Raw genomic sequence first — 21104 nt, 5'->3', positions numbered from 1 at the left:
ATTGTTGCCATGAGCCAGGCTAAGTTACGCATATTGCTGGTGAGCGATATGGGGCATATCGGCGGAACGGAAATCGCCACTTTGATCGCCGCTACGGAATTAAATCCGTTGGCGGAATCCGTGACGGTTTTCGGTAAAACCGGACCGTTATTCGAGCACATCGACAAATTGGGAATTCAACAAATTAATGCGGATTGCCATACCAAAAATCCGTTGAAATTATTGAATTATGTTTATCAGTTGGTGAAAACGGTCAATGATAATCAAATTGATGTAATTCACGCGCAAATGGCACGTCCGTTACTGTTTATTTGGCTGGCGAAAAAATTTTTCAAAAATAAACGGGTGAAGATTTTCTGGACGTCACGCGGTTTGGATCACGAGACTTATCAGAAAGTTGTGCCGTTTTTTGTCAAGATGGGGGTAAGAGGACTGGGCAATTGTAAGCTGGAACGGCAAAAATTGATTCGTTACGGTTATCCTGAAACGCAAACCTCTTATATTTACAACGCCTATCGTTTAACGCCGACGGCTAAGCCGATGAAATCTTTGAATAAATCGCAGTTTGTGATCGGAACTTTATCCGCCTTGCGCGAAGGTCGCAGCGTCGAATTGTTTTTGGATTTGGCGAAATATTGCCTGACTTATTATCCGGAACGTCAATTCCGATTTGTGATCGGCGGTGACGGTCCGCATCGCGGGGTATTGGAAAAAATCGCCGGGGACTTAGGACTTGAACAACAGGTGGAATTTTTAGGCAATGTGTCGGATGTCATGACTTTCATGGACGGCGTTGACGTGTTTGTCAGTCCGTTGGTCGTAGATGGCGACAGCGGTGCGGGATTATCCAATTCTATCGTGGAAGCAATGATTATGAAAGTGCCGGTTTGTGCTTTCAGAGCAGCCGGTATTGAAGAAATCGTGATAAACGGCAATACGGGACATTTGATTGAAGCGCGCGATATTCCGGCGATGGCGGAAGCGGTTTGTCAGACAGTGGATAATAAAACGGAAACCGAATCCTGTGTGAATAATGCCTACGATTTGATTATTCGAGAGTGCGATCCGAAAAAATACGCACAGAAGTTGTTGAAACTCTATAAGGAGTTGTAATGCATATCCTGATATTGCCGTCTTGGTACCCTTTGCATGACAATGATTTAAACGGTTCTTTTTTCAGGGAACAAGCCCATGCGCTTGCTAATGCCGGTGTAAAAGTCGGCGTAATCGCACCGCAGTTTAGATCATTGCGGTTAGGGAAAACTGCGGTTCTAGGGCGTTATGATCAGGAAGTCTGGCTGGACGGCGAGATTCCTACGTATTTTCAACATGGCGTATTTTGGTTTCCTAGAGTTCCCTATTTGGATTTAAAACGTTGGGTGAATGCCGGATTGGCATTATTCGACCGTTATGTGAAAGAGCGGGGAATGCCGGATATTTTGCATGTACACAGTTTGTTACATGCAGGTCCTTTGGCATTGGAAATTCACAAAAAATACCGGATTCCTTATTGCGTTACCGAACATAGCTCCGTTTTCGGACGGGAATTGGTAAAAGATTGGGAATGGGAACGTTTGAAACAGTCCGAAGCGGCGGCCAGCGAATTATTGGCGGTCAGTAAAAGCTTGGCGGATTTATTGCAGCAAAAATTAAACGGTAAAGCGTGGACGGTTTTTCCTAATTTATTGGACGATTTATTTACACAAAGTTCGATGGATTCGTCAGCGCGAAAATATCAGCTGTGCGCCGTCGCGTTTTTACATGCGAAAAAAGGATTTGACGTCTTAATTAAGGCGTTCGCTACGGTGGTTAAAACTTACCCGCAGCTAAAATTGGTTATCGGCGGTGACGGGCCCGAACGGGCGAAACTGGAATCCTTAATTAAAACCCTGGACTTGGACAATAATGTGACTTTGCTCGGTGCGCTTTCCCGGAAGGAAGTATGCCAATTAATGAGAGAAAGTCTGTGTTTTGTGCTGTCCAGCTATATTGAAACCTTCGGGGTGGTCGTGATTGAAGCTTTATCGCAGGGTACGCCGGTGGTATCTACCTTATGCGGAGGACCGGAATCTATTTTAACGGAGGGGGACGGTTTGTTCGTTAAACCTGGCGATGAAAAGGAGATGGCTAAAGGGATTTTGGAATTTCTTGCCAATCAGGACAAATTTGATAACGCACAAATTCGGCAGAGATGTATTGATACTTATTCGAAGAAGCCGTTTGTGCATAAGCTGACGGCTGTTTATCAGGATATTTTAGATAAAAAGTAACGTTATGGTGAGATTAATATCGACGGTTTTTATTCGACAGATTTTAGTCGGTATTTTGCAGGTTATTACATTAATTGTCATTGCCAGAGGATTGGGTACCGAACAAATGGGGCAATATACCTTAGCGATTTTATTGCCGACGCTGTTTTCCCAAATTATTACCTTTGGTTTGCAGAGTATCAATATTTACGCCATCGGGCGGAAGATGGTGAATGAAAATCAGGCGCTGTACGCCAATCTGTTTTTTTTATCCGGTTTGTCGGTTCTGACCAGCTTGATATTGAGCGTTGTAGTGCATTATTTCGGACGGTATTTCTTTAATGAAGTACCGGTAAGTCTATTGTATTTATCGCTTGCGTCTTTGTTGCCGCAGACGTTTTTTACCGTATTGCCGTCTTTAATTCAGGCGGTACAGAATTTTAAATGGTTCAATATCCTTTGCGTGGCGCAGCCGTTAGTCATTTTTCTGGTTTCCATGGTGGCGATATTACTTTCGAATAATGTGAGTTCAATTTTAACCGCTTACGTATTAAGTCATTGGATTAGTTTTTTTATTTTACTCGGAATTATCTTGAAATTAATCAAGGTGGAAACTTACTCCTTAAGACGTTTTTGTTCCGAATTTATCGGTTACGGGCTGAAATCTCATTTGAGTAACATTATTACGTTGTTGAATTACCGTTCTTCATTGTTGATTTTAGGTTATTTCACGACACCGGTTGTGGTCGGTATTTATTCCGTGGGGATGCAATTGGCGGAAAAATTATGGTTGCCGTCTCAGGCGGTGAGTACCGTATTGCTTCCCCGTTTATCCAATAAATTAGGTGAGGGCAGCGATGAAAAAGAGGTGGCTAAGCTTACGTTAGACAGCGCCAGACTGACCTTTATTGTGACGCTGGTTATAGGTCTTGCTTTTGCCTGTTTGTCTTCCGTCGTGGTAAATATTTTATTCGGCGCGGAATACAAAAAGTCCGTGTATGTGATTTTATTGTTATTGCCGGGTATTTTAGCCTGGACGCCGTCGAGAATTTTGGCCAACGATCTTGCCGCCCGGGGATTTGCCGAGTTGAATCTGAAAAATTCTTACTGGGTGTTCGGGATTAATACCGTTTTGAGTTTATGTCTCGTTCCGTTATGGGGATTAATCGGCGCATCTGTTGCGACGACCGTTGCTTACACTATGGATTTGGTGTTGCGGTTGATGGCGTTTAATCGGGTAACGCAGAGTCAGGCATTTTTACATATTCTGCCGAAACCCTCGGATTTCGGTACGATGGTGAATTTTATAAAAGGATTAAAAAATGCAAGATAAAAAACATATTCTGATTGTCGCACCTTATGTCACATTTCCGCATGAAATGGGCATGAACCGTTTTATTTATCTTGCCAAAATGCTATCGGCGGAATTTGATGTGACGCTGGTAACCAGTAAATATTGTCATTTCTTAAAGAAACACAGAGAACGGACGCCGGAACTGGGTAATGTCAAAGTGATTTTATTGGATGAGCCGGGATACCGCAAAAATGTCAGTCTTCAGCGTTTAATCAGCCATCGCCGGTTTTGCCGTAATTTTGAAACCTTGTTAAAAAGTTACGATCGGCAAATCGATGCGGTTTATTCCGCTTATCCGCTAATCAGAACGAATTATATTTTAGGCCGTTACAAGCAAAGTAAAAACTTTAAATTAATTATTGATGTGCAGGACGTCTGGCCGGAAGCCATTGCCGGACCTATTGCGTTTTTTTCTACACAAATCGGTAAAATGCTGATGAAACCGATTACCCAGTATGCGGATAAAACTTACAGCTATGCGGATGCGTTAGTGGCGGTTTCCGAAACTTATCTGCAACGGGCGGATGTGAATCGATTGCCGGCTAGGCTGAAAAGTGCGGTCTATATCGGCGGAGATTTTTTATTTACCAAATCAAACGGTAAAAAAGCGACGGATAAACTGGTTGCGACTTATTTAGGTACCATGGCGGGCAGTTACGATTTGGAGACCGTAGTGAGAGCTGCGCCGTTGTGTAGCAAGAAAGTGAAAATCCAATTTATCGGTACCGGTCCGCATGAGGCTTCTTTACAGGCGTTAAACCGCCAGTTGGGCGGGCATGTAACGTTTTTAGGCGTGCATCCTTATAAAGAAGCTATGCGTATACTGGCGGATTCCGATGTGGCGTTAAATGCCATTAAGGCTTCGTCGGAAGGCAGTATCACCAATAAATTGTCCGATTATATCTGTTGTGCATTACCGATTCTAAGCTGTCAAAAACATCCCGAAGTAGAAAAATTGTTGGCTTTGGGCGGGGGGATTCAATACACCGCAGGCGATCATCGGGAATTGGCTGCCAAGCTGGATAAGCTGGCGGAAGACCAAGCGGTTTTAGATAAAATGTCGCAAACGAATTTATCGCTTGCAAAAGAGAAGTTTTTACGTGAACGTTCCTATAAAGAAATTGAGAAATTAATTAAAAATATTATTTGATATGAATATTAGAATTGTCAGTATTTTTAAACTGTTATTATTTTTCGCTTTAGCTGCCGTTATACTTTCTCCGGCTTTATCCAATCTTGTTGGATTGCCCAGATTGGACAGTACGTTGAGCTTTGCTTTTTTTTTCTTGTCTTTGGCTACGCTTTTTTTAAGAGAGACGGAAAAAGATTTTTTGAAACTGATATTACCGTTATACGTATTGTTTTTTTTCGTATTGATTTCGTTATTAAATAGTTTTTCTTCGGAAAAAGCGGTGGATTCGTTTTTTTTCGGGGCGGTGATTTTTTTATTCCATTATACTTTTTTAGCCTTTAATCGGGATGACGGAGAAAAAGGTATTCGGTATCTTGTGCTGGGCTTGTCGTTAATCGTTTTAGCCGGTTTTTTTATTGAAGCGTTACTGGGTTTTCAGTTGGTATCGGGTAATGAAGAATTAACCGTAACCGATAAAGCGTTTAAAGGGTTTTTCTTTAATACCAACGACCAGGCGGTGATTATGATTTCCCTTGCCGTACTGGTAGGTTTTTTTTTCATCATTCGGGAAAACGGTTGGAAAGTGAAATTAACCGGATATGCGCTGTTGCTCATTATCGGTTTGGCTATCGTGGTCAGTGCATCCCGTTCGGTATTGCTGAGTTATCTGATCATGATGATGCTGATATTGTTTTTAAATGCGTCGGTCTATTTTAAAGCGGTGTATCTGTTTTTTGCCTGCGTGATCGCATTATTTGTATTTAATCTTTCCTGGTTACAGGAATTATTTATTATGCTAGCCAAAATCGATTGGCTGGAACGTCCGATAGAGCGTTTTTCATTGGTGATATTTTCCATGGCGGATGATAAATCCGTCGGCTATCGGACAGAAATTTATACGGCGTTTTTAGATAACTTTAAGATTCTTTGGTTGGGTTACGGTCCTAGAGATTATATCGGTTATTTTGATCAGATAAAGTTAAGTTTTCCGTTAGGTTATACCAATCCTCACAGCTTTTTCATAGAAGTTTATCTGGCGTTCGGTATTTTTGCGTTTTTTGCTTTTTTATATTTTATATTGTATTCCGTTTATTACGTATTAACCGATTATTTATTAGCTTGGAAAGAACGAATATTTATTTTGTTTATTTTTGTTAATTTTTGCTGGATTGTCTGGGTTCCGTCTTCAGTATTAAGACTGCCGTTGGTTTGGTATCCGCTTTTCCTGGTTTTGGTTTATGCGGTTTTAGTAAGAAACGGGACTTTTACCGATCCGAAATTGGTTAGTAGCAGGAGAGTTTCATGATAAAACGCCTTTTCGATATTGTTATCGCATCGGTAGCGCTGATTTTGTTTTCGCCGTTGTATTTATTGGTGGCGTATAAAGTCAGACGGAATTTGGGGTCGCCGGTGTTATTTAAGCAAATCCGTCCGGGCTTGCACGGTAAACCTTTTGAAATGATTAAGTTCAGAACCATGAAAGACGGTGTAGATCAAAACGGCAATATTTTACCGGATGCGGAACGGTTGACGCCGTTCGGTAAAATGCTACGGGCAACCAGTCTGGACGAATTGCCGGAATTGTGGAACGTGTTAAAAGGCGACATGAGCTTAGTGGGACCGCGCCCGTTACTGATGGATTATTTGGCGCTGTATAACGAACGGCAGGCTAAACGCCACGACGTAAAACCGGGTATTACCGGTTATGCTCAGGTAAACGGGCGTAATGCCATCAGCTGGGAACAGAAATTTGAATTGGATGCCTGGTACGTGGAACACCAATCCTTTTGGCTGGATTTAAAGATCATTGCAAAAACCATTCAAAAAGTGATTGCTAAAGACGATATTAATGCGGCAGATGATGCCACCATGCCTAAATTTGAAGGAAATAAAAAATCATGAACATTCTTATAACATCCGCCGGACAACGTGTTTCTCTTGTTCAGGCCTTTAAAAAGGAATTATCGCGATTAGTAAGCGGCGGTAAAGTGTTAACCGTGGATTTAAATCCCGAGCTGGCACCGGCTTGCTATGTGGCGGACGGGCATTTTCAGGTACCGCGGGTGACGGATGCGAATTACATTCCGACATTGCTTGAAATCTGTGCGGCAAATAACGTGAAATTGATTGTTCCGACCATTGATACGGAGTTGTTGATTTTAAGCGAACATCTGCAACGGTTTAAAGAAAAAGGCATTACTATTTCCGTCAGTGATGCGGCGTTAATCAGAAAATGCCGTGATAAACGATTAACCAATGAGCTTTTCGTTGCACAGGGTATTGCCGTGCCGAAACAGTTTAAAAAAGGTCAGTTCGAGTATCCGGTTTTCGTGAAACCTTATAACGGCAGTTTGAGCAAGGGTATTTTTGTGGCGGAGAAAGAAGAAGATATTTCGCCGGAACAGTTGGAAAACCCGGAACTCATGTTTATGCAATATATTTCGCCGGAAGAATATGACGAATACACCGTAGATTGTTATTTCGACAAAGATTCCGTGTTGAAAAGTGCGGTACCGAGAAAGCGTATTTTTGTACGAGCGGGTGAAATTAACAAAGGCGTGACTAAGAAAAATGCCATTGTTACCCAATTATCGCAAAAACTGTCTTATCTACCGGGTGCGCGCGGCTGCTTGACGGTGCAAGTGTTTTATCGGGAATCCGATGAGAGCATTCTGGGAATTGAAATTAATCCGCGTTTCGGCGGCGGTTATCCGTTAAGTTATCTGGCGGGCGCGAACTATCCCCGCTGGCTGATTCAGGAATATCTGTTTAATCAAGCCGTTCCGGCATTCGATGCTTGGGAGGCGGATTTATTAATGTTGCGTTACGACGCGGAAGTGTTGGCACATCATTATGAAAAATAAAGCGTTGGTGCTGGATTTAGACGACACGCTGTATGCGGAAATTGATTTTCTGTATTCTGCTTATCATCACATTGCGTTTCGCTTAGCGCCGGAACAAGAGGAAATGTTGTTTAACCGTCTGGTTGAACGGTATCACCGCGGTGAAAATGCTTTTCAGTATTTGACGGAACGATATGATGTCGATTTGGCAACGTTGCTGGAGTGGTATCGTTTCCATATTCCGGATATTCACTTGTTTCCTCATGTAGAGGAACAGTTAAACCTGTTTAAATCCGATTGGCGTTTTGCTTTAGTCACGGACGGACGTTCCGTAACACAGCGAAATAAAGTGAAAGCATTGGGGTTGGAACCGTTACTGGATTGTATGGTGATTTCGGAGGAAGTCGGTAGCGAGAAACCCAGTTTGAACAACTATCGATTGGTTGAAGATGCGCTTCAGTGCAAGGATTACATTTATATAGGAGACAACCCTAAAAAAGATTTTGTAACGCCGAATAAATTAGGCTGGAAAACTATTTGTTTAAGGGATCGCGGAACCAATATCCACAAACAGGATTTTGAAATTCCGCACGAATTCCGACCGCACTTTTATATGTCGGATTGGTCGGATTTACCGACGATTTTGAATTTTTAATTTTATTATTGCTTAATAATTAAGGGGTTTATTATGTTGAATACTGCTTTCGAACCGTGGCCTTCGTTTACTCAGGAAGAGGCCGATGCGGTTTCCCGCGTGCTTTTATCAAACCGCGTCAATTATTGGACGGGTACCGAATGTCGTGAATTTGAAAAAGAATTTGCCGCTTATGTAGGGACAAAATATGCCATCGCGTTGACTAACGGTACTGTCGCTTTAGATCTCGCCTTAAATGCGTTGGGGATCGGTGCCGGTGATGATGTTATCGTTACTTCCCGTACTTTTCTGGCTTCCGCCAGTTCTATCGTTACTGCCGGCGCCAATCCGGTGTTTGCGGATGTCGAGCCGGATTCTCAAGTTATTTCCCGTCGTACTATTGAAGCCGTTCTTACTCCGAATACCAAAGCGATAATCTGTGTGCACTTGGCCGGCTGGATGTGCGATATGGATCCGATTATGGATTTGGCAAAAGAAAAAGGAATGTATGTCATTGAAGATTGCGCACAGGCGCACGGCGCTCAATATAAAGGTAAATCCGCAGGTTCCATCGGTCATATTGCGGCTTGGTCTTTCTGCCAGGATAAAATTATGACCACCGGCGGTGAGGGCGGTATGGTTACCACAAACGATAAAGATTTGTGGAATAAAATGTGGTCTTATAAAGATCACGGTAAAGATTTTGATACGGTTTATAACAAACAACATCCGCCGGGTTTCCGTTGGTTACATAATTCATTCGGCACTAACTGGCGCATGATGGAAATGCAGGCGGTAATCGGACGTATTCAGTTAACCCGCATGGCGGATTGGACGGCGAAACGTATTCATAATATGGAACGCATTCTGGATGCTTTCGGCGACAGCTCTTATTTCTCTGTGTTCAGACCGACTCGGGATTATGTGCATGCGGCGTATAAATGTTATGTACAGGTTAATCCTCAGACTTTACCTGAAGGTTGGTCGAGAGATCGGATTATGCAGGTAATCAATGAACAGGGCGTGCCTTGTTACAGCGGTTCCTGTTCCGAAGTGTATTTGGAAAAAGCCTTTGATAATACGCCTTGGCGTCCGGCACAACGTTTGCCGAATGCGAAATTGTTGGGTGAAACCAGCTTAATGTTTTTAGTTCACCCGACACTCAGCGAAGAAAGTCTGGATAAAACTTGTGCGGCAATAACTCAGGTTATTAAGGCATTATCGGAAAACAAATAAGGTAGCGGGTTATTATGAAGTCTTTTATTGCAAGCCTGGTGATTGCATCAAGATGGATAAAGCTCTGCGGTCTTATGTTGTTGGACTTTATGGTTTTTCCGGTCTTGCTGTGGATGTGTTATGCCTTGCGTTTATTAGATCTTTCTGCCGAGATGGTACCGAATCTCTATTTAGGTGAGTTTTGGATTTCGTTATTTGCCGTTGCCTGTCTTTTTGTGTGCAGTGTGTACCATTTTGTTATTCGGACATTTAACGAAACATTGATCGTCAGATTGTTTATCGCCACGATTATGACGGTGAGCGGATTGCTGCTGTTAGGGTATTTTACGGATATCCTTATTCCGGCATCGGTTGCTTTCATGTTCGGGTTTATGATGTTTTTATGGGTGTGGCTCAGCCGTAGCGCTATTCGCTTAACCGTAAGATATATTTTAAATCCTCGGGTGATCAGTAAACGTATCGCTATTTATGGTGCGGGTATCGGTGGGCAGCAAGTAGTGCAGACTTTGTTGCGTTCCGATGAACATTTGCCGTTATTTTTTATTGATGACGATAAAAATTTAAGAAACAGAAGGGTCGGCGGATTAAAGATTTATTCCGCCAAAGCGGCATTAGATGCGTTGGAGCAGTATGAGATCGATGAGATCCTTATTGCGCTACCTTCAATTAGCCGGGCCAGAAAAAATGAGATTGTGGAATTCCTGTCTCAATCGCATCGCCGGATTATGGAATTGCCGAGTCTTACCAAGTTGGTGGACGGACAAATCAATATATCGGATATAAAAGAAGTGGATATTGTGGATTTACTGGGGCGTGAACCGGTAGATCCGGTACCGGAATTATTCAGCAAGAATATTCAGGGCAAAGTCGTTATGGTGACGGGTGCGGGCGGTTCCATCGGTTCGGAATTATGCCGGCAGATTATCCGCAATCAACCTAAGGCATTGTTATTATTTGAAATCTCGGAATATGCACTTTATGCTATAGAACAGGATTTAAAAAATATTATACGCGAAGAATCGCTGTCGGAGACGGATATTTTACCGTTGCTCGGAAATGTGCAAAACAAACAGCGGTTGGTTGAAATCATGAAAGCGTTTAATGTGGAAACCTTATATCATGCGGCGGCCTATAAACACGTACCGATGGTTGAATATAATGTGGTCGAGGGGGTACAGAATAATATTTTCGGTACTTACAATACGGCGAAAGCGGCAATTGAAGCGAATGTAGATTCCTTTGTGCTAATTTCTACGGATAAAGCGGTTCGACCGACAAACGTGATGGGGACGACAAAACGTATTGCCGAACTTTGCCTGCAGGCGCTTGCCCAAGAACAAGGAAATGCGCACCATACTTTGTTTTCTATGGTTCGTTTCGGTAACGTACTGGGATCGTCGGGTTCCGTTATTCCGTTGTTTAAAAAACAAATTGCGCAGGGAGGACCGATTACGGTCACGGACAAACGAATTATCCGTTATTTTATGACCATTCCTGAAGCGGCTCAGTTAGTGATTCAGGCGGGCGCTATGGCGAAAGGCGGCGATGTGTTTATCCTTGATATGGGGGAACCTGTTAAGATCGTAGATTTAGCACGAAATTTAATTAAACTTTCGGGATTAACCATTAAGGACGAAGATAATCCTGACGGCGATATTGAAATCCGTTTTACCGGATTAAGACCGGGTGAAAAACTTTATGAAGAGTTGCTCATCGGCGGGGATAACGTCGAACAGACATATCATGAACGGATTATGACGGCGAAAGAGGATTTCTTGCCGCCGGATAAACTGAAAGAGCTGATTGCACGGCTTGAAGACGCTTGCAATCGTAACGATTGCGAACAGGTTCGTCATTTGTTGTTAAATGCGCCGACAGGTTATCATCCTGTCAGCGAACTTGCGGATTTTGTTTGGAATAAACAACATTCGGATGATTAACTTTTTAATATAGATTAACTATGAATAAATTAACTAAATCTCTATTTTTAGCCGGGTTAGGATTATCTCTCTCATCTTGTTCGGTATTTCTGCCGGACAGCCATAAATCGCCTATTTCAAAAAGACCTGCGCAGGTCGTCGGTGAAAATGTGGATTTGGCTAAAGCGATAGATGCTTATCTGATTACACCGCAGTTATTGAAAACGCTGAAACCGATGAATGCATCGGCGCAGTCTAATCTGAATTTGGACAGAGAACTGAGTAATTATCAATACCGTGTCGGGGTCGGTGACGTACTGAATGTTACCGTGTGGGATCATCCTGAATTAACTACTCCGGCCGGCTCTTACCGTTCATCGGCAGAAGCGGGAAATCAGGTTCATGCAAACGGAACGATGTTTTATCCTTATGCAGGTAATATCAAAGTAGCGGGCTTGACCGTAGGTCAAATCCGTAGCCGTTTAACCAAAGCGTTATCTAATTATATTGCAGAACCGCAGGTTGAAGTAAATGTTGCTTCGTTCCAGTCGCAAAAAGCCTATGTAACGGGTGAAGTTAAATCGCCGGGTCAACAGTTTATTACGAATGTGCCTCTTACTTTGCTGGATGCCATTAATAAGGCCGGCGGATTAGCGGATAATGCCAACTGGCACAATGTGACGCTGACCCGAAACGGACGGGATGAGGTCATTTCGGTAGAAGCGTTAATCCAACGCGGTGATCTGACGCAGAACCGCCTGCTGCAAAACGGCGATATTGTGCATATACCGCGCAACGATACCATGAAAATTTTTGTGGTGGGAGAAGTGGTACAATCGCAACTGCTGACTATCGGACGTAACGGTATGACTTTAACGGAAGCGTTGAGTGCCAGTGGCGGTATCGACAAATTGTCTTCCGATGCCACAGGGATTTTCGTAATTCGTGGTCAGCGCGGCAAACATGAAATGGTTCAGGATAATAATGGTGAAAAAATTGAAAAAGTCGCCAATATTTATCAGTTGGACGTTACGAATCCGACCGCTTATATTTTGGGTACCGAGTTCTATCTGCAACCGCATGATGTCGTTTATGTAACGACAGCGCCGGTTTCCCGCTGGAACCGTGTGATTTCTCAAGTCGTACCGACTATCAGCGGATTTAACGACTTAACCGAAGGCGTATTACGTATCAGAACATGGCCTTAAAGAATCGAATAAACGTGTGAATTCAGACCGGTTTTATTGGTCGTTAAGGGGCGTGTCCGAGGTTCTCCGCCGGAGAACCATTATCGGGCATTATGTTGTCCGTTATCGGTTTTTCTTCAGAAATTACAAATTTACAGGCTGAAAGTCGAACAACTGATTTTATTATTAAGGGTTTTATTATAATGGGTAAAAAACAAAATGATGTTATCGATCTGACTAAACTGTTGAGTTTATTTTGGGATCAAAAACGAATCATTATTTTCTCTACATTGTTATGTGCAGGGCTGGGGCTGATTTATTCATTATTGGCACCTTCGGTTTATATGGCAACGGCCTCCGTTCAGGTGGAGGAAAAATACACGGGCGGTGCCTTACAGGGGATTTCCAGTATTTTTGAACAGGAATCTACCGCCGGTACCGAGATTGCCGTTATTAAATCCAGAGCGATTGTGTCAAAAGCAGTGGAGGATCTGAATTTAACGACGGAAGTGTCTCCCGTTTATTCGATTCCTTTTTTTAGTAAAGCGATAGAAAAACTGACGGGTGAAGAATCGGAAATTACCGTTGCGCGTTTCGTGCCGAAACAAGAAGTATCGCAAGAATACACCTTAATTGTCGGTTCCAATGAAAACGAATATGTCATTGTAGATGAGCAGGAGCAAACCGTATTAAGCGGCGTAGTAGGTGAAAAATACGATAATAACAATATGGAAATTCAGGTTACTCACCTGAAAGGCGCATCGGGAAAACGTTTTAGCTTGAAAAAACTGGAGAAATCCGATGTTCTTGAACTGGTTGAGAATCTTCAGCAAGCGGTTATGGCGAACGAAAAGGGCAAACAAACCGGTGTGGTGGAGTTGAGTTTAAAAGGTGAAAATCCGGAATATATTCAAAACGTATTGGAAAGTATTACCCAGAGCTATTTGGAACACAGTGCGGCGCGTAATTCGGCCGAAGCAACCAGCAGCTTGGCGTTTTTGGAAAAACGGTTACCGGAAGTCCGCGACAGATTGACCAAGTCTGAAAACGCCCTGAACGAATACCGTCAAAAGAGAGCTTCTATCGATTTAGAGCTGGAAGCGAAATCGGTGTTGGATACGTTGGTACAGTTGGATGCGGATCTTAATGCTTTGACTATCAAAGAAAGCGATATATCCCAGCGTTTCACCAAACGCCATCCGAATTATGTGGCGTTATTGGAACAACGCAAAGTTTTACTGAATGAAAAAGCCCGTTTGACCAAGCAGCTTGAATCCTTGCCCGAAACCCAAAAAGACACGGTTCGTTTAACCCGTAATTTTGAAGTCGACCAACAGATTTATACTCAATTATCCAACAAAATTCAGGAATTGGATGTAGTGAAAGCGGGAGCGGCCGGAAATGTGCGAATCTTAGATCAGGCTCAAACCCTGCCGAAACCGGTGGCGCCGCGTAAGCTGATTATTCTGGTTTTAACGGCGATCATCGGATTTTTGTTAGGCAGCGGAGCCGTATTGTTGAAATCAATATTACAAAAGGGCGTTGTCACCGTATCCGAAATTTCGGAGACCGGTTTGGTGACTTACGCCAGCGTCCCCTTCTCTAAAAAACAATCGGCGTTATCCCGTGCCAAAGGCGGTAATAAAGCGGGGATCGGGTTATTATCGGAGCGCCAAACCGATGATTTCTCAATAGAAAGTCTGAGAAGTCTACGAACCGGTTTAAACCACATGTTATCCGAGGCGAATAACCGAATCGTATTGCTTTCCGGCGTTTCAAAAGGTGTCGGCAGACATTTTGTTTCGTCCAACCTCGCCAATTTATTGGCAAAAGCAAATAAACGCGTATTATTGATTGATGCGGATTTGCGTAGAAGCCACTTACATTATGTGTTGAGCGTAGAGAACCGTATGGGCGTCACCGAATTGTTGACACAAGATATACCGTTTGAACAAGGCGTGCAAAATATCAGCGATCACTTTGGGGTGATAACCTGCGGTAGTCCGACGGATGCGCCGTCCGAATTGTTATCATCCGCTCGTTGGCAACAATTATTGGATTGGGCGGCGCAACATTATGATGCCGTGATTGTTACCGCACCGTCGATTCTCAGCGTTACGGATGCGGCGATAGTAGGACAGCATGCGGATATTACGCTGTTAATCGGACGCTTCGAGAAAACCACCGTACATGAGATCGAAGCCTGCCGGGAACGTTTCGGCAATGCCGGCGTAACAATCAACGGATTTATCTTAAACGGCGTTAAGCCGCGGGCCGTAAATAGAGACGATTATTTTTCGAGCGCATATGCTTAAACCGTAAAATGTCGTTTGAATTGCTGCAAACGGCATTTTTATGGGGCAACGAACGATATTCGGTAAAATAAAAAACGACGACGGATCGGATCGCACTTGGACGAAATGAGCGAAGTGCGGTCGTTTTTTCGTCTGTTTTTTTATTTATTATTTACGCAGTTTCACTTCCTGTACCGCATGGTCGGCGCCTTTGTGCAGAATCAGATTCGCCCGTTCTCGGGTCGGTAAAATATTCTGTTTCAAATTCAATCCGTTGATAGTATCCCAAATATTGGTTGCGGTATTAATGGCGTCTTGTTCGGATAAAGAGGCGTAATGTTTAAAGTAGGAATGAGGATTGTTAAATGCGCTTTGCCGGAACTTCAAAAAACGGCGAATATACCATTCCCGCAACAGTGCTTCGTCGGCATCCACATAAACGGAAAAATCCACGAAATCCGAAACGAAAGTTTTCGCTTTATTACCGGTTTGCAAAACATTCAATCCTTCCAGAATAAGGATATCTGGCTGATTTACCAGATTAAACCGATTCGGAATAATGTCGTAAGTTAAATGAGAATAAATCGGTGCTTTCACATGAGGTTTACCGGATTTGATATCGGCTAAAAACTGAATCAGCTTAGGCGTATCGTAAGAAACCGGAAAGCCTTTTTTCTGCAACAGATTTTTCTCCTGCAAATCGGCAAGAGGGTAAAGGAAACCGTCAGTTGTAATTAAATCTACTTTGCGAGCCTGCGGCCAATTTGCCAGCAAAGACTGTAAAATACGTGCTGATGTACTTTTTCCTACCGCTACGCTGCCGGCAATACTGATAATGTAAGGTACTTTGGGATGTTGTCCGCCCAGAAACCGGTTGAGCACGGTTTGGCGGCGCAGATTTTCTTCAATATAATAATTAATCAGACGGACAAGCGGTAAATAAATGGTGCTGACTTCATCCAGCGATAATTCTTCATTAATACCAAGCAGCGGTTTCAGGTCCTGTTCGGTTAAGGTTAACGGAACCGATTTGCGCAATTCCGCCCATTGCAAACGGTTAAAGACAAGAAACGGACCGGCAATTGGTGGCTGATTTAAAGTATTCACGATTTTTGCATTCATGTAATAAGAAAATTTTGTTAAGAATATACCTTTATAAAGCGTCCGTGCACAGTGAATTTTATAAAGTGCGGTCAAAAAATAACAATTTTTTGCATTTTTGTGTGGAATTTAAGCGAATAATTAAAAAATATTGATTTTTTACAAAAAAACACTTGTCAGAGGTAAATTTTTCCATATAATACGCGTCACTTGCTTATGACGCCGACTTAGCTCAGTAGGTAGAGCAACTGACTTGTAATCAGTAGGTCATCAGTTCGATTCCGATAGTCGGCACCATTTTCATAAACAAGATCAATCTAGTGTGGAGGGGTTCCCGAGCGGCCAAAGGGGGCAGACTGTAAATCTGTTGGCTCAGCCTTCGAAGGTTCGAATCCTTCTCCCTCCACCACTCACAAGATTTGATGGGACAGATGAATTTAGGACTGCGGGCATCGTATAATGGCTATTACCTTAGCCTTCCAAGCTAATGATGCGGGTTCGATTCCCGCTGCCCGCTCCAGTACGCTGATATAGCTCAGTTGGTAGAGCGCACCCTTGGTAAGGGTGAGGTCGGCGGTTCAAATCCGCCTATCAGCACCACGCCTATTTTCACCTATCCGTTTAACAGAAACCGTTGATTAATTACATTAGGTTAACTTGGTGTTATTGTACCATCGTAACCGTGTTTTTTAGAGGGACTTTCAATGTCTAAAGAAAAATTTGAACGTACAAAACCGCACGTAAACGTGGGTACAATCGGCCACGTTGACCACGGTAAAACAACTTTAACAGCAGCAATCACCACAGTATTATCCAAACACTACGGCGGTGCGGCTCGCGCATTCGACCAAATCGATAACGCGCCGGAAGAAAAAGCGCGTGGTATCACCATCAACACATCACACGTTGAATACGATACGCCGACCCGTCACTATGCTCACGTTGACTGCCCGGGACACGCGGACTATGTGAAAAACATGATCACCGGTGCGGCACAAATGGACGGCGCAATCTTAGTGGTAGCGGCAACAGACGGTCCTATGCCGCAAACCCGTGAGCACATCTTATTAGGTCGCCAGGTAGGCGTACCGTACATCATCGTATTCTTAAACAAATGCGACATGGTGGATGACGAAGAATTATTGGAATTAGTTGAAATGGAAGTTCGCGAACTTCTGACCCAATATGATTTCCCGGGCGATGACACGCCAATCATTCGTGGTTCCGCATTAAAAGCGTTGGAAGGCGAAGCGGAATGGGAAGAAAAAATTCTTGAATTGGCGAACGCTCTGGATAGCTATATTCCGGAACCTGAACGTGCGATTGACCAACCGTTCTTATTACCGATTGAAGACGTATTCTCAATCTCAGGCCGTGGTACGGTAGTCACCGGTCGTGTAGAACGCGGCATCATCCGTACCGGTGACGAAGTAGAAATCGTCGGTATCAAAGATACGACGAAAACTACCGTAACCGGAGTTGAAATGTTCCGTAAATTACTGGACGAAGGTCGTGCGGGTGAAAACATCGGTGCGTTATTACGCGGTACCAAACGTGAAGAAATCGAACGCGGTCAAGTATTGGCGAAACCGGGTTCAATCACACCGCACACAGACTTCGTATCGGAAGTGTACGTATTGTCAAAAGAAGAAGGCGGTCGTCATACTCCGTTCTTCAAAGGTTACCGTCCGCAGTTCTATTTCCGTACGACTGACGTAACGGGTACAATCGAATTACCGGAAGGCGTAGAAATGGTTATGCCTGGCGATAACGTAAAAATGACGGTAAGCTTAATCCATCCGATTGCGATGGACCAGGGTTTACGTTTCGCAATCCGCGAAGGCGGCCGTACGGTAGGCGCCGGCGTGGTAGCGAGCGTAATCAAATAATAGGTTTGTCATTGAGACATTCAAAAAGGGTACCTTAGGGTGCCCTTTTTATTTTGTTTATCTCTGCTTTATTCCTGTGAATAAATGACTTTATTCCCCTGTATGAATAATATTTTTTCATTAACTAAGCGCATAATAATCGCTTGAAGAGCTGTACTGCAGTCTGTTTTTAAAGTTTTCAATGGCGTTTGACTACGGATATGGTTTTCTAATTTTTCTCGTTTACCGGGTAAATGACGCGGTGAAATTTTCATTAACAAGGTTTTATAAACCGAAAAACTTTCATTGATTAATCGCTAATTTTGTTGTTGTGTGGTGTCGAAAAAATCTTTTGTAATTTTGACCGCACTTTCAGGCTGAACGAGTAAACAATGCCGTGGTGTTTTTTGTTGTCGGATGAAATTGCATATTCCCTGATAGCCGAGATCTTTTGACAATACATGAAATTCGACGGATTTAGGTGCTGTTTGGTCGAGCTTTCCTAAATAATAGCTTAAATGGAAATCTACATTATTTTGGGCAATCTGTTTCACTGTAATCAATGAAATATTGATTTTATCGGTAAATTTTTCAGATATACGAATCTCTGCCTGATTAGGTGCCGCGCCAATAAAAATAAATATTTTTTCATATTGCTCTAATTTGACTCCGTTCAGACTGTTAAGGTTTTCATAATCAATAAAAGCGTATTTCATGCTGATTTTCTCTTACGTTTTAGGTTTAGTTTTGCATCTAGCGCAGTGAAAAAGCAACGAAATAACGAAGAATATTTCGGATTTGTGAAGCGGATTCCAAATTATTTGATTTTAAAGCGATTTAACGACAAATTTTGACATTGACTTTGGCCGGGTCTAGTTTTTCTTGTACTGAAACCGGCAACAGCGTATCGGTAAAGAAGTAATCGATCTCGTTGATTTCTCCCAAACGTACCATCGCAGTACGGCTGAATTTAGAATGGTCGGCGACTAACAACGCAATGCGGGAACTTTCGATCATTGTCCGTTTTACCTGAACTTCATGGAAATCGTAATCAAGCAAGGAGCCGTCCTGATCGATGCTGCTGATACCGATTATGCCGAAATCTAACCGAAACTGGGAAATAAAGCTGATAGTGGCGGAGCCGATAATACCGCCGTCTTGGCGTAACGAACCGCCTGCAATGGTGATATTGAAAGTTTCGTTTTGCATAAGAATATGGGCGGCATTGAGATTGTTGGTAACAACGCGCAGATTTTTGTGGTTAAGCAGCGCATTGGCGACAGCTTCCGGTGTGGTACCTATGTCGATGAAAAGTGATGCGCCGTTCGGAATGATTTTTGCCACTTCGGCGGCGATACGGTTTTTCTCTTGTGAGAAAAATTGTTTACGATCTAAATAATCACTGTTTTCTGAACTGGACGGGGAGGCTGCACCGCCATGATGGCGACGAATTCTATTATTTTCAGCCAATTCGTTAAGATCCCGTCGGATAGTTTGCGGACTGACATCTAGCAGGGTGACAAGTTCTTCCGTGCTGACATAGCCTTTTTGCATGACGAACTCAACAATTTTATTATGACGAATAGACTGTTTCATAACATTCCTCAAACTGATACCGAGTTTTCTTTACTTTAGTGGAATTTCATGGCTTTGCCTAGTCTTTGTGTAGAGAAAACCACAAATTAATCCGGTGATTAGACCGGATATATGGGCGGCATTACCCATTTGAACACCGATTAATGGGCTGACGAAACCGAATAGAATCCCGACCACCAACATACTAAAAAAACCTTGTGGCAACAGAGTTCCCTGTGTTTTGCCGAATTTATCGGCTGAGAAGACAAACCCCATTACCGCATAAACCACGCCGGATAAGCCGAAGAATGCCGGTCCGCTGGCGTAGTTTTGCGCCACACCGCTGATTATACCGGATAAACAATAAAGGGTAATGAGTGTGAATGTCCCTAAATGCCGTTCGATGGCGCCGGCAAAAATCCACCACCAGCATAGGTTAAATAGAATATGTAATGGAGATAAATGGACTAAAGTATGACTGAAATAGCGCCAGAATTGCCGTTCTTCGCCGAATTCCGCAGGATAGTGCGCGAATAGCATAATGGATTGGTCATAACCCACGATTTCAAACAGATAAATTGCAATACAAAGTGCGGTCAAAAAAACGGTGAATTTTATTTGCCGCCAGCGTATAAGCGTCCGCAACCAAGAAAACGCAGGTGCGATTGTTTCAACTGTTTGAATATCGCCGTCGGTCCAGCTCGCCTGATGATATTCGGCGGCGAAAGGATTGGCCAAATACCGTTCGGCTTCTTGTTGAATAAGGTGGATATGGGGAGAATTATCCGGCAGGTAGACATTCAGAATTTTCACACCGTAGCTATCCGCTTCCGCACGTAAAATCAATTCGACCCGATACCGGGCGCGTACGTAATCACGGAATCCCCACGCTAAACTATGAATTTCGGTTCCAAATAAACGCTGCATTTGCTATAGTCCTTGTTAATGTGTTTTTAACCATTATAAAGAAGCAAAATACGATGGAAAAGGAAAATTCGGGATTTAGCCTTTTTATCTGGGCGTTGGCGGGATTTTGTTCGCCGGTTTTATTATGGCCGCTGGCATTGCTATTGTCGCCGGCGATTTTGGAGAATCCGGCGTTATCCCATCCGGTCGCTATGGCGTCGGTATTCTGGTTTTATCCCGTTGTATTTGTGTTGACGGCTCGTGTTCTATTTAAAATGAATCGGCGAAATCCGGCAAAAGCCAAACCTGCATTGTTGATAAGTGCGGTCGTTTTTTGGGGTGTTTTATTGGCAATCGGTTATATCGGCTTAACGCCATAAGCGGTTTCCATCGGCAGTCCCGCACGTTGCCAGCCCTCAAAACCACCGATAACGCTGTACACGTTATCATAGCCCTGTTCAGCCAGAAATGCCGCTATCGAGCGGCTGCTTATACCGTGATAACAACTGACTATGACGGGATGATCAAAATCATAGGTGTCCTGAAATTCCCCGTAGCTTTGGTTGGTTAAATGGAATGCGCCTTGTGCGCGGCTGTAACTAAAACGCTCGGCATCGCGTACATCAAGCAAAACGGCGTTTTCGGTTTGTATCATGTCCCATGCGCGTTCCGGTGTAATTTCTGTAAATGCCATATTAATTCCTGAGTCAATTGATATGGATTAATTGTAACAGAAGTATTTTCCGGAAAAAACGTTTTTTGTTCTTATGCAGAATTCAGTATAATGGCTTAGCTATACTTTTTTT

Annotated in this window: 19 protein-coding genes and 4 tRNA genes; 18 read left to right on the top strand and 5 right to left on the bottom strand. The window is 43.2% G+C overall.

Annotation, left to right across the window (positions count from 1 at the left end):
- The first annotated feature begins 9 nt into the window (after nucleotides 1-9).
- The 12 genes from ASUC_RS00590 (at nucleotide 10) to ASUC_RS00535 (ending at nucleotide 14869) form a co-directional block, all read left to right on the top strand.
- A complete protein-coding gene (locus tag ASUC_RS00590) occupies nucleotides 10-1113 on the top strand; it encodes a glycosyltransferase (protein ID WP_011978763.1) in 1104 nt (367 codons plus the stop codon).
- A complete protein-coding gene (locus ASUC_RS00585) occupies nucleotides 1113-2270 on the top strand; it encodes a glycosyltransferase (RefSeq protein ID WP_011978762.1) in 1158 nt (385 codons plus the stop codon). The genes ASUC_RS00590 and ASUC_RS00585 overlap by 1 nt, the downstream gene beginning before the upstream one ends.
- Nucleotides 2271-2274: 4 nt before the next feature.
- Complete coding sequence (locus ASUC_RS00580) at nucleotides 2275-3582, top strand: oligosaccharide flippase family protein (protein WP_011978761.1); 1308 nt, start codon at nucleotides 2275-2277, stop codon at nucleotides 3580-3582.
- The gene (locus ASUC_RS00575) at nucleotides 3572-4753 is read left to right on the top strand and encodes a glycosyltransferase (protein ID WP_011978760.1); all 1182 of its coding nucleotides are present in this window, start codon (nucleotides 3572-3574) and stop codon (nucleotides 4751-4753) included. The genes ASUC_RS00580 and ASUC_RS00575 overlap by 11 nt, the downstream gene beginning before the upstream one ends.
- A gap of 181 nt (nucleotides 4754-4934) precedes the next feature.
- Nucleotides 4935-6041 (top strand): O-antigen ligase family protein, encoded by a 1107-nt coding sequence (locus tag ASUC_RS00570; RefSeq protein WP_245822059.1) that lies wholly within the window; start codon nucleotides 4935-4937, stop codon nucleotides 6039-6041.
- A complete protein-coding gene (locus tag ASUC_RS00565) occupies nucleotides 6038-6637 on the top strand; it encodes a sugar transferase (protein WP_011978758.1) in 600 nt (199 codons plus the stop codon). The genes ASUC_RS00570 and ASUC_RS00565 overlap by 4 nt, the downstream gene beginning before the upstream one ends.
- Entirely contained in the window at nucleotides 6634-7599 is a 966-nt protein-coding gene (locus ASUC_RS00560; protein ID WP_011978757.1) for an ATP-grasp domain-containing protein, read from the top strand. The genes ASUC_RS00565 and ASUC_RS00560 overlap by 4 nt, the downstream gene beginning before the upstream one ends.
- Nucleotides 7589-8233 carry an HAD family hydrolase gene (locus ASUC_RS00555; protein WP_011978756.1) on the top strand — a complete coding sequence of 215 codons (645 nt, stop codon included), beginning with the start codon at nucleotides 7589-7591 and terminating at the stop codon, nucleotides 8231-8233. Before ASUC_RS00560 ends, ASUC_RS00555 begins: the two co-directional genes overlap by 11 nt.
- Nucleotides 8234-8266: 33 nt before the next feature.
- Entirely contained in the window at nucleotides 8267-9448 is a 1182-nt protein-coding gene (locus ASUC_RS00550; RefSeq protein WP_011978755.1) for a DegT/DnrJ/EryC1/StrS family aminotransferase, read from the top strand.
- A gap of 14 nt (nucleotides 9449-9462) precedes the next feature.
- Nucleotides 9463-11388 (top strand): polysaccharide biosynthesis protein, encoded by a 1926-nt coding sequence (locus tag ASUC_RS00545; RefSeq protein WP_011978754.1) that lies wholly within the window; start codon nucleotides 9463-9465, stop codon nucleotides 11386-11388.
- A gap of 20 nt (nucleotides 11389-11408) precedes the next feature.
- A complete protein-coding gene (locus tag ASUC_RS00540) occupies nucleotides 11409-12575 on the top strand; it encodes a polysaccharide export protein (protein WP_011978753.1) in 1167 nt (388 codons plus the stop codon).
- 182 nt (nucleotides 12576-12757) lie between these two features.
- Nucleotides 12758-14869, top strand: coding sequence for a polysaccharide biosynthesis tyrosine autokinase (locus ASUC_RS00535; RefSeq protein ID WP_011978752.1), 2112 nt, complete (start codon nucleotides 12758-12760; stop codon nucleotides 14867-14869).
- Nucleotides 14870-15016: 147 nt separating this feature from the next.
- On the opposite strand, the gene coaA is transcribed toward ASUC_RS00535, so the two are convergent.
- A complete protein-coding gene (gene coaA / locus ASUC_RS00530; RefSeq protein WP_011978751.1) occupies nucleotides 15017-15970 on the bottom strand; it encodes a type I pantothenate kinase in 954 nt (317 codons plus the stop codon).
- A gap of 200 nt (nucleotides 15971-16170) precedes the next feature.
- Here coaA and ASUC_RS00525 point away from each other — a divergent pair.
- The 5 genes from ASUC_RS00525 to tuf all read left to right on the top strand — a co-directional run bounded on the left by ASUC_RS00525 (nucleotide 16171) and on the right by tuf (nucleotide 17838).
- Nucleotides 16171-16246 (top strand) — tRNA-Thr (locus ASUC_RS00525).
- Between the two features lie 27 nt (nucleotides 16247-16273).
- Nucleotides 16274-16358: transfer RNA gene (locus tag ASUC_RS00520), tRNA-Tyr, on the top strand.
- A gap of 36 nt (nucleotides 16359-16394) precedes the next feature.
- Nucleotides 16395-16469: transfer RNA gene (locus ASUC_RS00515), tRNA-Gly, on the top strand.
- 4 nt (nucleotides 16470-16473) lie between these two features.
- Nucleotides 16474-16549: transfer RNA gene (locus tag ASUC_RS00510), tRNA-Thr, on the top strand.
- Between the two features lie 104 nt (nucleotides 16550-16653).
- Nucleotides 16654-17838, top strand: coding sequence for an elongation factor Tu (gene tuf / locus ASUC_RS00505; protein ID WP_011978750.1), 1185 nt, complete (start codon nucleotides 16654-16656; stop codon nucleotides 17836-17838).
- A gap of 296 nt (nucleotides 17839-18134) precedes the next feature.
- Here tuf and ASUC_RS10965 read toward each other — a convergent pair whose 3' ends face one another.
- The 3 genes from ASUC_RS10965 to ASUC_RS00490 form a co-directional block, all read right to left on the bottom strand.
- Nucleotides 18135-18533 (bottom strand): PIN domain-containing protein, encoded by a 399-nt coding sequence (locus tag ASUC_RS10965; protein ID WP_049752176.1) that lies wholly within the window; start codon nucleotides 18531-18533, stop codon nucleotides 18135-18137.
- Between the two features lie 121 nt (nucleotides 18534-18654).
- Nucleotides 18655-19413 (bottom strand): DeoR/GlpR family transcriptional regulator, encoded by a 759-nt coding sequence (locus tag ASUC_RS00495; RefSeq protein ID WP_011978749.1) that lies wholly within the window; start codon nucleotides 19411-19413, stop codon nucleotides 18655-18657.
- Between the two features lie 30 nt (nucleotides 19414-19443).
- Nucleotides 19444-20319 (bottom strand): rhomboid family intramembrane serine protease, encoded by an 876-nt coding sequence (locus tag ASUC_RS00490; RefSeq protein ID WP_011978748.1) that lies wholly within the window; start codon nucleotides 20317-20319, stop codon nucleotides 19444-19446.
- A gap of 53 nt (nucleotides 20320-20372) precedes the next feature.
- On the opposite strand from ASUC_RS00490, the gene ASUC_RS00485 reads away from it, so the two are divergent.
- A complete protein-coding gene (locus tag ASUC_RS00485) occupies nucleotides 20373-20678 on the top strand; it encodes a DUF5389 family protein (protein WP_041834581.1) in 306 nt (101 codons plus the stop codon).
- On the opposite strand, the gene glpE is transcribed toward ASUC_RS00485, so the two are convergent.
- Complete coding sequence (glpE, locus tag ASUC_RS00480) at nucleotides 20657-20992, bottom strand: thiosulfate sulfurtransferase GlpE (RefSeq protein WP_011978746.1); 336 nt, start codon at nucleotides 20990-20992, stop codon at nucleotides 20657-20659. The genes ASUC_RS00485 and glpE overlap by 22 nt on opposite strands.
- Nucleotides 20993-21104 lie beyond the last annotated feature (112 nt).

The sequence above is a fragment of the Actinobacillus succinogenes 130Z genome, assembly GCF_000017245.1.
GTDB classification, from domain to species: Bacteria; Pseudomonadota; Gammaproteobacteria; order Enterobacterales; family Pasteurellaceae; genus Exercitatus; species Exercitatus succinogenes.
The sequence above is the reverse complement of the archived record's forward strand: the minus strand, read 5'-3'. Positions and strand labels throughout refer to the sequence as shown.

Excerpts from the sequence above, each read along its gene's own strand:
- ASUC_RS00590 (WP_011978763.1), top strand. The coding sequence starts at position 10 with ATGAGCCAGGCTAAGTTACGCATATTGCTGGTGAGCGATATGGGGCAT.
- ASUC_RS00585 (WP_011978762.1), top strand. The coding sequence starts at position 1,113 with ATGCATATCCTGATATTGCCGTCTTGGTACCCTTTGCATGACAATGAT.
- ASUC_RS00580 (WP_011978761.1), top strand. The coding sequence starts at position 2,275 with ATGGTGAGATTAATATCGACGGTTTTTATTCGACAGATTTTAGTCGGT.
- ASUC_RS00575 (WP_011978760.1), top strand. The coding sequence starts at position 3,572 with ATGCAAGATAAAAAACATATTCTGATTGTCGCACCTTATGTCACATTT.
- ASUC_RS00565 (WP_011978758.1), top strand. The coding sequence starts at position 6,038 with ATGATAAAACGCCTTTTCGATATTGTTATCGCATCGGTAGCGCTGATT.
- ASUC_RS00560 (WP_011978757.1), top strand. The coding sequence starts at position 6,634 with ATGAACATTCTTATAACATCCGCCGGACAACGTGTTTCTCTTGTTCAG.
- ASUC_RS00555 (WP_011978756.1), top strand. The coding sequence starts at position 7,589 with ATGAAAAATAAAGCGTTGGTGCTGGATTTAGACGACACGCTGTATGCG.
- ASUC_RS00550 (WP_011978755.1), top strand. The coding sequence starts at position 8,267 with ATGTTGAATACTGCTTTCGAACCGTGGCCTTCGTTTACTCAGGAAGAG.
- ASUC_RS00545 (WP_011978754.1), top strand. The coding sequence starts at position 9,463 with ATGAAGTCTTTTATTGCAAGCCTGGTGATTGCATCAAGATGGATAAAG.
- ASUC_RS00540 (WP_011978753.1), top strand. The coding sequence starts at position 11,409 with ATGAATAAATTAACTAAATCTCTATTTTTAGCCGGGTTAGGATTATCT.
- ASUC_RS00535 (WP_011978752.1), top strand. The coding sequence starts at position 12,758 with ATGGGTAAAAAACAAAATGATGTTATCGATCTGACTAAACTGTTGAGT.
- coaA (WP_011978751.1), bottom strand. The coding sequence starts at position 15,970 with ATGAATGCAAAAATCGTGAATACTTTAAATCAGCCACCAATTGCCGGT.
- tuf (WP_011978750.1), top strand. The coding sequence starts at position 16,654 with ATGTCTAAAGAAAAATTTGAACGTACAAAACCGCACGTAAACGTGGGT.
- ASUC_RS10965 (WP_049752176.1), bottom strand. The coding sequence starts at position 18,533 with ATGAAATACGCTTTTATTGATTATGAAAACCTTAACAGTCTGAACGGA.
- ASUC_RS00495 (WP_011978749.1), bottom strand. The coding sequence starts at position 19,413 with ATGAAACAGTCTATTCGTCATAATAAAATTGTTGAGTTCGTCATGCAA.
- ASUC_RS00490 (WP_011978748.1), bottom strand. The coding sequence starts at position 20,319 with ATGCAGCGTTTATTTGGAACCGAAATTCATAGTTTAGCGTGGGGATTC.
- ASUC_RS00485 (WP_041834581.1), top strand. The coding sequence starts at position 20,373 with ATGGAAAAGGAAAATTCGGGATTTAGCCTTTTTATCTGGGCGTTGGCG.
- glpE (WP_011978746.1), bottom strand. The coding sequence starts at position 20,992 with ATGGCATTTACAGAAATTACACCGGAACGCGCATGGGACATGATACAA.